This is a genomic window from Rhodococcus sp. NPDC127593, from assembly GCF_042671975.1.
GTDB lineage: Bacteria > Actinomycetota > Actinomycetes > Mycobacteriales > Mycobacteriaceae > Rhodococcus_F.
Map to the genome: position 1 here is coordinate 141,186 of NZ_JBHXWI010000008.1, position 12,676 is coordinate 153,861.

Genomic DNA, 12,676 nt, shown 5'->3' on the forward strand with positions numbered 1-12,676 from the left:
ACCGGACTACGTGCGTTCGGCTGCCGACTTTATGCGGGCGAGGGTGGTGTTCATGCCGTTCACGAGGTCGACCTCGAAGTCGTCGTTGCCGCCGAGGACGGTCTTGATCAGGAGCTGCGACACCTTGGACGTTCCGGTCGGGGCTTCGCGGCGCTCGGTGACCTTGGTTCCGCCTGCCGTCGGCTCGAGTTCGTACGACCAGATGGTGCGGTTCTCGAGGATCCGGAACGCGATGGCCTTGTTCGGCTGGAATTTCACGACCTTCGACCTGGTCGGCCACACGAGGAAGCCCTTGCGGTTGATGTTGACGGTTTTGGTGCCCTCTTCGACGACGCCACCGAGGACGCGCATCTGGCGGCACTGGGGGCTCCATTCGCCCATCCGCTTCAGATCCGACACGACGGCCCACACGTCTTGCGGGGTCGCGTCGATGTCGATGCTTGCTTCGAGGGTGTTTGCCATCGGCTGTCTCCAGTCAGGGAAGGTGATACGTAAGGTAACAATTACTTTTGCGTCATGGTAGGTGGTCGGGTCGGAGTCGTGTGCGGTAGGTCACTGAATTATCGTCCCGACCGCAGTTTTCCAGCACTTCCGCGCGCCTCATCGAAACCGTGTAACCAAAGGGGCACGATGGGCGATGAGTCAATAGCGCGACGAAATGTCGCCGGTGCAATGGCGCAAATGGAAAGTTGTCGAGTCGGTGTTCGGAAGTGATCGGTAGTGAATGTTCATTCGATCCTGCGGTGGGACCGCAGCCCTCTCCCTCTACTCGAATCAGCCCGATTGCAAGGACGTCCGTCCTCGTGGCCGAGTGAAAAACTCGAACGTCTGATGACGCCACGCGAAATCGAGGAAGCTCTCCGCGGCCGGTTGTAGACGCCGTCGTCGCTCCCGCAATCCCGTCACTCTCCGCCCGGCCCCGGGGGAGACTGGGGGTTGTGGGAGCCGAAGAATTTGTCGTGGTCGGAACCGGAGCGGTCTCCGCCGAAGAAGTGATCCGGGTGGCGCGTCTCGGCGCGCCGGTGCGGATCTCGCGGGACGCGATGTCGGCCATGGCGGAAACCCGGAAGCGCATCGAGGCGCTGGCCGAGGATCCGAAGCCCGTGTACGGGATCTCGACGGGTTTCGGGGCACTCGCGACCCGGCACATACCCTCTGCGCTACGGACGCAGCTGCAGCGCAGTCTGGTCCGCTCGCATGCCGCCGGAAACGGCCCCGAGGTGGAACGCGAGGTCGTCCGCGCTCTGATGCTGCTGCGGCTGTCGACCCTGGCCACCGGAAGGACCGGCGCGCGGCCCGAAGTCGCGCAGGTCTACGCGTCGCTCCTGTCGGCCGGCATCACACCCGTGGTCCACGAGTACGGCAGCCTCGGATGCTCGGGTGATCTGGCGCCGCTGGCCCATGTCGCGCTCGCGGTGATCGGTGAGGGCACGGTGCGGGACGCGGACGACGAACTCCAGCCCGCCGCGGAGGCGATGTCCGCTGCCGGTATCGAACCCGTCGTGCTCGAGGAGAAGGAGGGGCTCGCCCTCATCAACGGCACCGACGGCATGCTCGGCATGCTGGTGCTGGCGTGCGAGGACCTGCACGGGCTCCTCCGTCTGGCCGACGTCACGGCGGCGATGAGTGTGGAGGGGCTGCTGGGCACGGACAAGGTGTTCGCCGCGGACCTGCAGGCGCTCCGGCCGCATCCCGGTCAGGCCCGCGCCGCCGCGAACATGGTCCGGTTGCTCGCCGGCTCGGAGATCGTGCAGAGTCACGCCAATCCGAGTTGCACCGTGGTGCAGGACGCCTACTCGTTGCGGTGCGCCCCGCAGGTGGCCGGGGCCGCGCGGGACACCCTCGCGCACGCCGAGCGGGTGGCGTCGTGGGAACTGGCCAGTGCCGTCGACAATCCGGTGGTCACCGTGGACGGTCGGGTGGAGTCGAACGGTAATTTCCACGGGGCGCCGGTCGGGTACGTGCTGGACTTCCTGGCGATCGTCGTCGCGGACGTGGCGAGCATGAGCGAGCGCCGAACCGACCGCTTCCTCGACGTGGCCCGCAATCACGGGCTGCCGCCGTTTCTGGCCGACGATCCGGGGGTGGACAGCGGTCACATGATCGCGCAGTACACCCAGGCGGCGATCGTCTCGGAGCTGAAGCGGCTGGCGGCGCCGGCGAGTGTGGACTCGATTCCGTCGTCGGCGATGCAGGAGGACCACGTGTCGATGGGGTGGTCGGCGGCGCGGAAGCTGCGCCGGGCGGTCGACGGACTGACCCGGGTGCTCGCGATCGAGGCGTTGACGGCCGCCCGTGCGCTCGATCTGCGTGCCCCGCTGGCGCCGTCGCCGGCGACGGGTGCGGTGCGGGACACGATCCGTGAGCAGGTCGCCGGACCGGGGACCGACCGTCACCTCGCGCCGGAGATCGAGGCCGCCGTCGTCCTCGCCTCGTCCGGCGCTCTGGTCGCGAGCGCGGAGTCGGTGGTGGGAAAGCTGGACTGACCAGGGTGCTCGACGGTCCCGTTGATGGCTCGAACCTTGCGAACTACCGTGGAATGCAGGAGATGGTCCTCATGACTCTCGCGGAGTTCGACACACGCAGGAAGACCGTCGACACGGACCGTGGTCCGGTGAGCTACCTTGATTCCGGCACCGGCCGTGTGGCGTTCTTCATTCACGGCGTCGGAACCTCCGGCTACCTCTGGCGCAACGCGATCCGTCAGCTCGAGGGAGAACGACGGTGCGTCGCCCTCGACCTTCCGCTGCACGGTCACACCCCCGCCGCGCCCGATCAGGACTTCACGCTGGGCGCACTGGCCGATGTCGTCGCGGCCACGTGCGACGCGCTGGGACTGGAAAAGGTCGACGTGGTTGCCAACGACACCGGCGGTGCGGTCGCGCAGATCTTCGCGGCCCGGCACCCCGACAGGTTGTCGTCGCTGACGTTGACGAACTGCGAAATCCATGACAACGTGCCGCCGAAGGCGTTCCTTCCCGCCGTGCTGCTCGCCCGGGCGGGACTGCTCGCCCGGCTTGCGCCACCGCTGGCGAGGAACGTGTCGAGGGCCCGTAAAATTTTGTACGGCAGTGGGTATCAGAACGTGCGATCACTTCCGGAGGAAGTCGTGGCGGCGTACGTCGAGCCGCTGCTGGGCACCCGCGACCGAGCGTTGCTCTTCCAGCGCTGGATCGCTTCCCTCCATCCACGCGACCTGCTCGCGGTCGAGCCGGACCTCGCGGAACTCGAGGTGCCCACACTCGTCGTGTGGGGCACCGGAGACGTGTTCTTCCGGACCACGTGGGCCTACTGGCTGCGCGACCTCATCCCGGGAGCGCGGGAAGTCGTGGAGATCCGGGGTGGCAAGTTGTTCTTCCCCGACGAGCGTTCGCGCGAACTGGTCGTCGAATTGCGCAGATTCTGGGCGGCCCGTTCCTGAGCCGTGCTCAGCGCAGCGGGTCGAAATGCCGCATGACGCCGGGAACCTCGCCGCCGGTCATGGAGTCGGCCATCATGCGCCCGGTGAGCGGGCCCAGGGCGATGCCCCACATTCCGTGACCGCCCGCCACGTGCACGCGGGGGGAGCGGGTCGCGCCGACGAGCGGAAGTCCGTCGGTGGTGCAGGGCCGGGATCCGACCCATTCCTCCTGACGCGATTCCCAGTCGATGCCGGTGAACATGGGCGTCGCGGCCTCGATGATCGCCTGGACCCGGCGCGGGTCGAGAGGTGCGTCGGGACTGCGGAATTCCATCATCCCGGCGACGCGGAAACGGTCGTGCAGCGGCGTGCACGCCACTCGCTGGGTGGGGAAGTAGATCGGGTTCTTCGGCATCTGCTCGGGCTGGACACTGAAGCTGTAGCCGCGGCCGGCCTGCACCAGGGCGCGGACACCGAACGGGCGGGCAAGAGTATTGAGGCGTGCGCCGCTGGCGATGATGACGGCATCGGCGGCTACCGCGTCGCCAGCCGCCGAGACCAGGCGGACCCCCGACTGTCCCCGGTCCTGCACTGCCGTCACGTCGAAACCGGACCTGATCTCGCCGCCGCGGGCCCGGACGGCGTCGGCGAGTGAATGCACGAAGCGCGGCGGGTCGATGAAGCGCTGGTTGCGCAGCCTCAGACCGGAGTGCACGCCGTCGCCGAGACTCGGCTCGAGAGAGTGGATCTCGTCCCTGTCGACGCGGTCGTATTCGACCTCCCCGCCGGCGGCCTCGACGTGGCGGAACTCGTCGACGAGCGCTTCGCGGTCCTCGTCCGACTTGAACGCGGTGAGGAACGGGTCGGCGAGATGCGTGTGCTCCCGCACGCCGCCGTCTGCGAGTTCGTCGTAGGCGCCCAGTGAGATCCGGTTGACCTCCGCGTACACCTTCATCGCGTCCTCCCACCGGGAGGGCGTGCAGTGTCGGGCGAAGCCGACGAGGAAACGCACCAGGCGCAGATCGGTGGTGAAGGGAACGTAGACCGGCGACGACGGATTCAACATCGCGCGCAGCCCGTACTTCAGTACGGCGGGCTCGGGCAGCGGCAGCGTCAATGCCGGTGCGAGCCAACCCGCGTTGCCCCAGGACGCGTCCGACGCGACACTCTCACGGTCGACGACCGTGACGCGCACGCCACGCTCCTGGAGGAACCACGCCGTGGACAATCCGACGACGCCTGCTCCGACGATCGCGACATGGTCAGGGCGCTGCACTGTGCTCATGAGTCCATCATCGGTCGGCGACGACGCTGGGGGAGTAGCCGTTCGGCCAGTCCCCGACAGCGACCCCTGTGCAATCGGCCAGGGTCACATATTCCGCAGTCCCGTCAGCTTCAGATGCAGCATCAGGATGAGCCGGGTGTCCGCGTCGGTCAGGTCCACGTCGCACGAATCGACGCAGCGTCGCAGCCGGTTCCTCAGGGTGTTGGGGTGCACGTGCAGTGCGGCCGCCGCATCGGCGACATCGCCGCCGTGGGCCAGGAAGGCGCGGGCCGTGGCCACGAGATCGGTCCCGTGCTGCTCGTCGTGCCGGGTCAGCGCGGCGAGCGGGGTGAGCTCGCCGAGGCCGTCGAGGATGTCTGCGACACGCAACGCCAGCACGGACGCGAGACTGTCCAGCATGGTCCCGACGACACCGCCGGTCCGGGCGTGCTGCAGGACGGTGAGGACCCGGTCGGCGTCCCCGCGCGACAGGTGAGCCTGGCTGGCCGTAGTGACTTCGCGTCCGACGGCGACCACGAACGCGGCCCCGCTGCGGGCGCGACCGAGGAAATTCTCGGCGAGGCGCCGGACGTCCTTCTCCGATGCGGCGATGACCACATAGATGACGTCGTCGAGCTGGGCGGCGACCGAATCGACCGCCAACGTGTCGAGGTACAGGCCGAGGGAGGCGAGCAAGCCGGACGGCAGCGAGCGCCCGATCGCGACCGGGGCGGCGGCCGCGACGGTCAGCCTTCCCTCCAGCCGGAGGTCGTCGGCGGCGCGGAAGGCGGGCTCGCCACCGTTGATCAGCGCACGGACCCGATCCACCTGCATCCGGCGTGTCACGTCGACCCGTTCCCGCTCCGCCGCGATGTGTTCGGCGACGACGGGGACCGCGGACCGCAGGATCGATTCCTGTTCCGGGCTGGGGGCGGACGTCATCGCCGCCCAGATAGACCCGACCGATCGTCCCGCGTCCCGCACCGCGATCACCGCGCGGGGAGTCATGTTCGGCATCCGCATGTCCACGTAGAAGACGTCGGTGTCGCGGTGCAGTCGCTCGAAGACGCCGGCGTCCTCGAGGAGCTGCCGGTACTTCCCGGGCACCTGCCGTCCCAGGATGGTCTCGATGCGGGCTTGGTCCACGGCCTGCTCGCCGCTCGAATAGGCCAGAACCGTCGAGTTCTCGTCCTCGATCGTGATCGGCGCGCCGATCAGCTCGGCCAGCGACCCCGCCACCGTGAACAGGTCTTCACCGCGCAGGTCCATGTCTGGGAGCCTAGTTGCCGGGGACGGTCCGGCCGGGTCTTCGCCGCGACACCATGTCATCGAGACACGTTCCTCCGGGTCCTGGCGATGGCCACCCCGCACGGGCATTGTGGGGGTATGGCGGCGGCGCAGGACGGAACCGGAACGATGGCCGCGTGGCGCGTGGTCGCGCCGGGCCCCGTCGCGGGCCACCCCCTGGAACTCGGACGTGAGGCCGTTCCCGAGCCGGGACCGGGCGAGCTTCTCGTGAGGGTTCTGGCGTGCGGGGTGTGCCGCACCGACCTGCACGTAACCGAGGGGGATCTGCCCGTGCACCGGCCCCGGGTGATTCCCGGCCACGAGGTGGTGGGGGAGGTTGCCGCACTGGGTCATTCGGCGTCGGGGTCTTTCGCTGTCGGCGACCGGGTGGGTATCGCCTGGCTGCGTCACACCTGCGGACATTGCGCGGCCTGCGTGCGCGGCGCGGAGAACCTGTGCAGGCAGTCGCAGTACACGGGGTGGGATACGGACGGTGGATACGCCGAATTCGCGACGGTCCCGGCCGACTACGCGCTGCACCTGCCGGAGAGCTACACGGACACCGAACTCGCACCACTGCTGTGCGCCGGGATCATCGGCTACCGGGCACTCGAACGCGCCGCGGTCCCGGACGGCGGTGCGCTGGGCATCTACGGATTCGGCGGGAGCGCGCACCTCACCGCCCAGGTCGCGTCGATCCGCGGCGCCCGGGTGCACGTCATGACTCGTGGGGCGGAGGCCCGTGCGCTGGCGCAGCGACTCGGGGCGGCGTCGGTGCAGGGAGTGCGCGACGTGCCGCCGGAACCCCTCGACTCCGCGATTCTGTTCGCCCCGGTAGGCGATCTGGTGCCCGTGGCGATGGAGGCGCTCGCGGACGGCGGCACCCTCGCCGTCGCGGGGATCCACCTCTCCGACATTCCCGCGCTCGAGTATCAGAGGCATCTGTTCCGGGAGCGGCAGATCCGCAGCGTCACCGCCAATACCCGTTCGGATTCCGTCGAATTCCTGCGCATCGCAGCGGAACACCGGCTGAGTATCGACATCCATCCGTACCCACTCGACCGCGCCGACCGGGCCCTGCGTGACCTGGCCGACGGAAAGTTCAGCGGTGCAGCAGTTCTCGAGCCGTAGAGGGAGAGAGATATGAGCGAACATGCAGGGGCGCCCGTGGTCGTCGGTATCGATGGTTCACGCGCGGCGCTCGTCGCGGCGCGCTGGGCCGCGGGCACGGCGGTCCGGCTCGACGCCCCACTCCTGCTCGCCCACACCTACCCGGACGAGGCCACGTTCTACAACGGCACCGCGATGATGATCGACGCCCAGTTCATCCAGGAACTGCGCGAGGACGGCAACTCGATGCTCGACGCCACCACCGCCGCCGTCCTGCAGGACCATCCTGGACTCGCCGTCGAGCGTGACGTCCGATCCGGGACGGCGGCGTCCCACCTGATCGAGTTGTCGAGGGCGGCGCGGGTCGTGGCGCTCGGCGCGCAGGGTGCGGGCGCGGTCACCGACTACCTCCTCGGGTCCACGGTGCTCCGGACGGTCAATCACGCGCACAGCCCGGTCGCGGTCGTCCGCGGAGCGCCCGCGACGGCGTCGCCGGACACCCGCCCGATCGTCGTCGGCGTGGACGGCAGCCAGGTCAGCGAGAAGGCCGTCGAGGAGGCGTTCGCGCTCGCGTCCGCGTTCGGCGTCGGTCTGGACGTGGTGCACGCGTGGAGCGGCGAGAAGCAGCACGGGCTCGCGCACGCGTCGAAGTACGTGGACTGGACCGCCTACGAGGAAGGGGAGAAGGCCGTCGTGTCCGAATGCCTCGCCGGCATCCGGGACGAGTACCCGGACGTGCCGGTGAACGAGGTGACGACACAGGGGGTGTCCGCCGACGTCCTCCTGCGGCACGCGACGACGGCGCAACTGCTGGTGGTCGGAAGCCACGGCCGGGGCAAGGTGATGGGTGCCCTGCTCGGATCCGTCAGCCAGAATCTGGTGCACCACGCTCCCTGCCCAGTCCTCGTCTGCCGGGCTCGGCAGTGACGCCGTCCGAGCCGGGCTCGGCAGTGACGCCGGCCGAGCCGGGCTCCGCAGTGACGCCGGCCGAGCCGCGCGGATAGGCTCCTGTCATGGCTGGGGTCGAGGGTGTCCTGCTCGATATCGACGGAGTGCTGGTTACTTCGTGGCATCCGATCGACGGTGCCGCCGCCGCGGTGCGGGAGGTGCGCGAGCGCGGACTCGCGTGCGCCTACCTCACCAACACGACGTCCCGGACGTGCGACGAGATCGCCGACGCCCTGCGGTCGGCGGGCATCGAGGCCGACTCCGACGAGATCGTCACGGCGGCCCGGCTCACCGCCGAGTACGTCCGGTCGACCTACCCCGGGTCGCGGGCCTGGGTCCTCAACAGCGGCGACATCACGGCCGATCTGTCCGGGATCGAATTGGACGACGAGGACCCCGAGGTGGTGATCCTCGGCGGCGCCGGTCCGGAATTCACCCACGACGCTCTCAGCCGCGTGGTCGAGCTGATGCTGGACGGCATCCCCGTCGTCGCGATGCATCGGGGCACCACATGGGCCACCCACGACGGGCTGCGCATCGACACGGGCACCTACCTCCCCGGTATGGAGGAGGTCGCAGGAACCAACGTGGTCTCGGTGGGCAAGCCGTCGCTCGCGGCGTTCCTCACCGCCACCGATCTGATGGGCACGCAACCGGACGTGACGATGATGGTCGGTGACGATCTGACGGGTGACGTCCTGGCCGCGCAGCGGGTGGGACTGACCGGCGTGCTGGTGCGGACGGGCAAGTTCCGCCAGTCGATTCTGGACCTCGCCCCGCAGCGACCGGACCACGTCGTCGACTCGGTCGCGCAGCTGCCGAAGCTCCTCGACGAACTCGCCTGACCGCGGTCCGGGACTAACCGGCCGTGAGCGGGTACTCTCGCGGCGAATCCTCCAATTCGACGTTCCCAGAAGGAGCTTCCATGCTCGCTGTCTCCACACCCGTCACCTCGACCGCGTCGGCCTCTCGTACTCGTATCTCGTCTCTGTTCGGCCGACGGCTGGCACGTGTGGGAGCGGCGATGGCCGTGGGTCTGGGCGTCGCGGCGGGAATCTCGGTGGCCGGCGCAGGCGTCGCCGGTGCCGCCCCCGTCAACTGTGTCTCCCCGCCGTCGGCCAACGACGTCCAGGTGTCGGACACCGCGAGCTGCGGCGCCAAGGCGTCCGAGGCCGGCGTCGCCCACGCGATGGCCGCGGACAGCGGCACCGCGGTGAGCGTCGCGAACGGACACAGCGGCGCCACCACGTATGCCAACGGGTACGGAACGTCGCTCGGTGCGTCGACCGGCTCGGGTCAGGCGTACGCGCTTGCGCTCGGCGGCGGCATCGCTCGTTCCGGCGCGGCCGACGGCACCACCACCGTCGCGATCGCCGGCTGGGGTTCGGGTGCGACAGCCGACGCGAACGGCGTCGACTGCGTCGGTGCCCTGTCCCTCGCGTTCAACGTGAACACCGGTCAGGTCTGCGCGATGCGCTGATCGCCCGGCGCACCGGTTCCGTCCCGACCTTGCACTCGCCCTGTCCGAGTGCTAAAAATGCACTTGGCACTCACGACACGTGAGTGCCAGGTCGGGACGGTGAGACCGGGAACCAAAGACACCCCTGGTCGTCCGTCGCGGGCACCGAACTCGGCCGAAGGCGTAAATGAGGCGACCCGACTAGCGGTCGCCTTGTGTGTCACCCCCAATCCGGAGGATCACTTCGCAATGGCCAAGATCATCGCGTTCGACGAAGAGGCCCGTCGCGGCCTCGAGCGGGGACTCAACGCCCTCGCCGACGCAGTCAAGGTGACGTTGGGCCCCAAGGGTCGCAACGTCGTGCTCGAGAAGAAGTGGGGCGCCCCCACGATCACCAACGATGGTGTTTCCATCGCCAAGGAGATCGAGCTCGAGGACCCCTACGAGAAGATCGGTGCCGAGCTGGTCAAGGAGGTCGCCAAGAAGACTGACGACGTCGCCGGCGACGGAACCACCACCGCTACCGTTCTCGCCCAGGCTCTCGTCCGTGAGGGTCTCCGCAACGTCGCTGCCGGCGCCAACCCGCTGGGTCTGAAGCGCGGCATCGAGAAGGCCGTCGAGGCCGTCACCGTGCGTCTGCTCGAGACCGCCAAGGAGATCGACACCAAGGAGCAGATCGCTGCTACCGCTGGTATCTCCGCGGGCGACCCGTCCATCGGCGAGCTCATCGCCGAGGCCATGGACAAGGTCGGCAAGGAAGGCGTCATCACGGTCGAGGAGTCCAACACCTTCGGCCTGCAGCTCGAGCTCACCGAGGGCATGCGCTTCGACAAGGGCTACATCTCGGCGTACTTCGCCACCGACCCGGAGCGTCAGGAAGCCGTCCTCGAGGACGCGTACATCCTGCTCGTGAGCTCCAAGATCTCCACGGTCAAGGACCTGCTGCCGCTGCTGGAGAAGGTCATCCAGTCCGGCAAGCCGTTGGTCATCATCGCCGAGGACGTCGAGGGCGAAGCCCTGTCCACCCTGGTGGTCAACAAGATCCGTGGCACCTTCAAGTCCGTGGCCGTCAAGGCTCCCGGCTTCGGTGACCGTCGCAAGGCTCAGCTCGCCGACATCGCCATCCTCACCGGTGGCGAGGTCGTCAGCGAAGAGGTCGGCCTCTCCCTGGAGACCGCCGGACTCGAGCTGCTCGGCCAGGCACGCAAGGTCGTCATCACCAAGGACGAGACCACCATCGTCGAAGGCGCGGGAGACCCCGAGGCCATCGCCGGTCGCGTGTCCCAGATCCGCGCCGAGATCGAGAACAGCGACTCCGATTACGACCGCGAGAAGCTGCAGGAGCGCCTGGCCAAGCTGGCCGGTGGCGTTGCAGTCATCAAGGCCGGCGCTGCCACCGAGGTGGAGCTCAAGGAGCGCAAGCACCGCATCGAAGATGCCGTGCGTAACGCCAAGGCTGCCGTCGAAGAGGGCATCGTCGCCGGTGGTGGCGTGGCTCTGCTGCAGTCGGCTCCCGCGCTCGACGACCTGAAGCTCGAAGGTGACGAGGCCACCGGTGCGAACATCGTTCGCGTCGCCCTCGAAGCACCGCTGAAGCAGATCGCCTTCAACGCGGGCCTCGAGCCCGGCGTCGTTGCCGAGAAGGTTCGCAACCTGCCCGCAGGTCACGGCCTCAACGCCGCGACCAACGAGTACGGCGACCTGCTCGAAGCCGGCATCAACGACCCGGTCAAGGTCACCCGCTCCGCGCTGCAGAACGCAGCGTCCATCGCGGCTCTGTTCCTGACCACCGAGGCCGTCGTCGCCGACAAGCCGGAGAAGGCCGGAGCGCCCGTGGGCGACCCGACCGGCGGCATGGGCGGTATGGACTTCTAAAGGCGGCTACGCCTCCTGTGAGTGGCTGAGGAGTCCTCGGACTCGCGCACCACTCACGGGCACGAAGTGCTCCGAAAGAGCCCGGGACACCATCTGGTGTCCCGGGCTCTTTCTTGTCGGTGACCTGCGCTTTCTCATGAACTGGTCGGTTGGTCAACTGTTCTTGGCCTTCGCTGCGGCGTGGGTACGACAGAAGAGGACGAGACGAATGCGTTGTGGGCAAACGCGGCGTTACGCACGCTGGACGGCACTGGTCGCGCTGTCGGCGCTGCCGATGACGGCCGGTCTACCGGTGGCGTCGGCCGAACCCGAACCCGAACCCGAACCCGAACCCGAACCCGAACCCGAGGGGCGGTGAGGACGAGGCGACGTGGCAACACCAGACCGACGCCGAGTCGTTCTTCGCTGACAAGAACGTGAACGTCGTGACGCCGCTCGCCGGCGCCTTCTTCAGCTACTACACAGACTGGCAGCGCGACGACCCCGAACTCGGACGCAACAAGTGGACGGTGTTCCTTACGCAAGAGTTGCCACCGATCATCGATGCGGAGTTCGGGACGTCGGGAGTCAACGCGATTGCGGCCCGTCGCTGTATCGGGGTATCGACGTCTACAGCGGATGTGTCGAAACGAGCACGACGCCGGGCAGTTCTACGTCCGGACCGTGGTCGAGAGTCGCGGCGGAGCCGACTTGGAAACATGTGGGGGCCGCTGGGTGGCCCCGGCTGGGTCGCGAACGATCCGTTGGTCAATGCCGAGAAGCTTGTGGCGCAGCCATGTTCATCTCCTCGTCGACGGGACTTCCCGGAGAGCACGACACTCTGACTGTCAGGTCGGTCGACGGCGACCCGTCGATGCTGGCCGATCAGTGAATCGTCGGCGGAATCATCGAGGCGGCGGTCGACAGCTGCACGCACAGGCTGGCGTCGCGGTTCGGCGAACTCGGCATCGACGCGCTATTCGACTTCCGGCCCACCGTGACGCATTCCTGGGGCTACTGGGAGGACGACCTGCATGAGTCGTGGCCTGTGCTCGCGGTTTCGATGGGCTTGTGAGTGGCGAGTGTCACGCTGCCCGCGTGTGTGTTTCGCCCTCACTGCCTCGAGAGCTGCTGCAGAAAAATAGTTTTCGAAATCACCCCGCTCTCACGAGGTTGATGCTTTAATGTGAGGGACGTTAACGGAGACTGAATTCCGTTGCTGCGCACTAAGTAACAGAAGGATTCTAGGAAGCACGACCCTGACCGACATCATCACCTTCGCGTTCGATCTGCTCGCGCAGAGTGCTACGTTCTTCAGCTGATCTCGCAACCTCCCGGCGCTGCCGGGGCAGTT

Annotated in this window: 12 protein-coding genes; 9 read left to right on the top strand and 3 right to left on the bottom strand. The window is 67.9% G+C overall.

Annotation, left to right across the window (positions count from 1 at the left end):
* Positions 1-6: 6 nt before the first annotated feature.
* The gene (locus tag ACFVJ3_RS09625; protein WP_378451848.1) at positions 7-462 is read right to left on the bottom strand and encodes an SRPBCC family protein; all 456 of its coding nucleotides are present in this window, start codon (positions 460-462) and stop codon (positions 7-9) included.
* A gap of 476 nt (positions 463-938) precedes the next feature.
* Here ACFVJ3_RS09625 and hutH point away from each other — a divergent pair, with 476 nt between their 5' ends.
* Together hutH and ACFVJ3_RS09635 are read left to right on the top strand one after the other, a co-directional pair.
* Entirely contained in the window at positions 939-2,486 is a 1,548-nt protein-coding gene (hutH, locus tag ACFVJ3_RS09630) for a histidine ammonia-lyase (protein ID WP_378451849.1), read from the top strand.
* 71 nt (positions 2,487-2,557) lie between these two features.
* The gene (locus tag ACFVJ3_RS09635) at positions 2,558-3,421 is read left to right on the top strand and encodes an alpha/beta fold hydrolase (RefSeq protein ID WP_378451850.1); all 864 of its coding nucleotides are present in this window, start codon (positions 2,558-2,560) and stop codon (positions 3,419-3,421) included.
* 7 nt (positions 3,422-3,428) lie between these two features.
* On the opposite strand, the gene ACFVJ3_RS09640 is transcribed toward ACFVJ3_RS09635, so the two are convergent.
* Positions 3,429-4,745 carry an NAD(P)/FAD-dependent oxidoreductase gene (locus tag ACFVJ3_RS09640; protein WP_378451926.1) on the bottom strand — a complete coding sequence of 439 codons (1,317 nt, stop codon included), beginning with the start codon at positions 4,743-4,745 and terminating at the stop codon, positions 3,429-3,431.
* 24 nt (positions 4,746-4,769) lie between these two features.
* Positions 4,770-5,933: a helix-turn-helix domain-containing protein gene (locus ACFVJ3_RS09645; RefSeq protein ID WP_378451851.1), complete on the bottom strand. Its 1,164-nt coding sequence runs from the start codon at positions 5,931-5,933 to the stop codon at positions 4,770-4,772.
* Between the two features lie 147 nt (positions 5,934-6,080).
* Here ACFVJ3_RS09645 and ACFVJ3_RS09650 point away from each other — a divergent pair, with 147 nt between their 5' ends.
* From ACFVJ3_RS09650 to ACFVJ3_RS09680, 7 genes are all read left to right on the top strand, one after another.
* Positions 6,081-7,082 carry a zinc-binding alcohol dehydrogenase family protein gene (locus tag ACFVJ3_RS09650; RefSeq protein WP_378451927.1) on the top strand — a complete coding sequence of 334 codons (1,002 nt, stop codon included), beginning with the start codon at positions 6,081-6,083 and terminating at the stop codon, positions 7,080-7,082.
* Positions 7,083-7,094: 12 nt separating this feature from the next.
* Positions 7,095-7,988 carry a universal stress protein gene (locus ACFVJ3_RS09655; protein ID WP_378451852.1) on the top strand — a complete coding sequence of 298 codons (894 nt, stop codon included), beginning with the start codon at positions 7,095-7,097 and terminating at the stop codon, positions 7,986-7,988.
* A gap of 86 nt (positions 7,989-8,074) precedes the next feature.
* Positions 8,075-8,854: an HAD-IIA family hydrolase gene (locus ACFVJ3_RS09660; RefSeq protein ID WP_378451853.1), complete on the top strand. Its 780-nt coding sequence runs from the start codon at positions 8,075-8,077 to the stop codon at positions 8,852-8,854.
* Between the two features lie 80 nt (positions 8,855-8,934).
* A complete protein-coding gene (locus ACFVJ3_RS09665) occupies positions 8,935-9,489 on the top strand; it encodes a DUF6764 family protein (protein WP_280779831.1) in 555 nt (184 codons plus the stop codon).
* Positions 9,490-9,717: 228 nt separating this feature from the next.
* Positions 9,718-11,343, top strand: a complete 1,626-nt coding sequence (gene groL, locus ACFVJ3_RS09670) for a chaperonin GroEL (RefSeq protein WP_378451854.1) — start codon at positions 9,718-9,720, stop codon at positions 11,341-11,343.
* A 208-nt stretch (positions 11,344-11,551) separates the two neighbouring features.
* Complete coding sequence (locus ACFVJ3_RS09675; protein WP_378451855.1) at positions 11,552-11,701, top strand: hypothetical protein; 150 nt, start codon at positions 11,552-11,554, stop codon at positions 11,699-11,701.
* A gap of 67 nt (positions 11,702-11,768) precedes the next feature.
* Positions 11,769-12,167 (top strand): hypothetical protein, encoded by a 399-nt coding sequence (locus ACFVJ3_RS09680; RefSeq protein ID WP_378451856.1) that lies wholly within the window; start codon positions 11,769-11,771, stop codon positions 12,165-12,167.
* The last annotated feature ends 509 nt before the right edge of the window (positions 12,168-12,676 follow it).

Bases quoted from the DNA above. Each gene is read 5' to 3' on its own strand.
- ACFVJ3_RS09645 (WP_378451851.1), bottom strand. From the start codon at position 5,933: ATGGACCTGCGCGGTGAAGACCTGTTCACGGTGGCGGGGTCGCTGGCC.
- ACFVJ3_RS09660 (WP_378451853.1), top strand. From the start codon at position 8,075: ATGGCTGGGGTCGAGGGTGTCCTGCTCGATATCGACGGAGTGCTGGTT.
- ACFVJ3_RS09650 (WP_378451927.1), top strand. From the start codon at position 6,081: ATGGCCGCGTGGCGCGTGGTCGCGCCGGGCCCCGTCGCGGGCCACCCC.
- ACFVJ3_RS09625 (WP_378451848.1), bottom strand. From the start codon at position 462: ATGGCAAACACCCTCGAAGCAAGCATCGACATCGACGCGACCCCGCAA.
- ACFVJ3_RS09635 (WP_378451850.1), top strand. From the start codon at position 2,558: ATGACTCTCGCGGAGTTCGACACACGCAGGAAGACCGTCGACACGGAC.
- groL (WP_378451854.1), top strand. From the start codon at position 9,718: ATGGCCAAGATCATCGCGTTCGACGAAGAGGCCCGTCGCGGCCTCGAG.
- ACFVJ3_RS09675 (WP_378451855.1), top strand. From the start codon at position 11,552: ATGCGTTGTGGGCAAACGCGGCGTTACGCACGCTGGACGGCACTGGTC.
- ACFVJ3_RS09665 (WP_280779831.1), top strand. From the start codon at position 8,935: ATGCTCGCTGTCTCCACACCCGTCACCTCGACCGCGTCGGCCTCTCGT.
- ACFVJ3_RS09655 (WP_378451852.1), top strand. From the start codon at position 7,095: ATGAGCGAACATGCAGGGGCGCCCGTGGTCGTCGGTATCGATGGTTCA.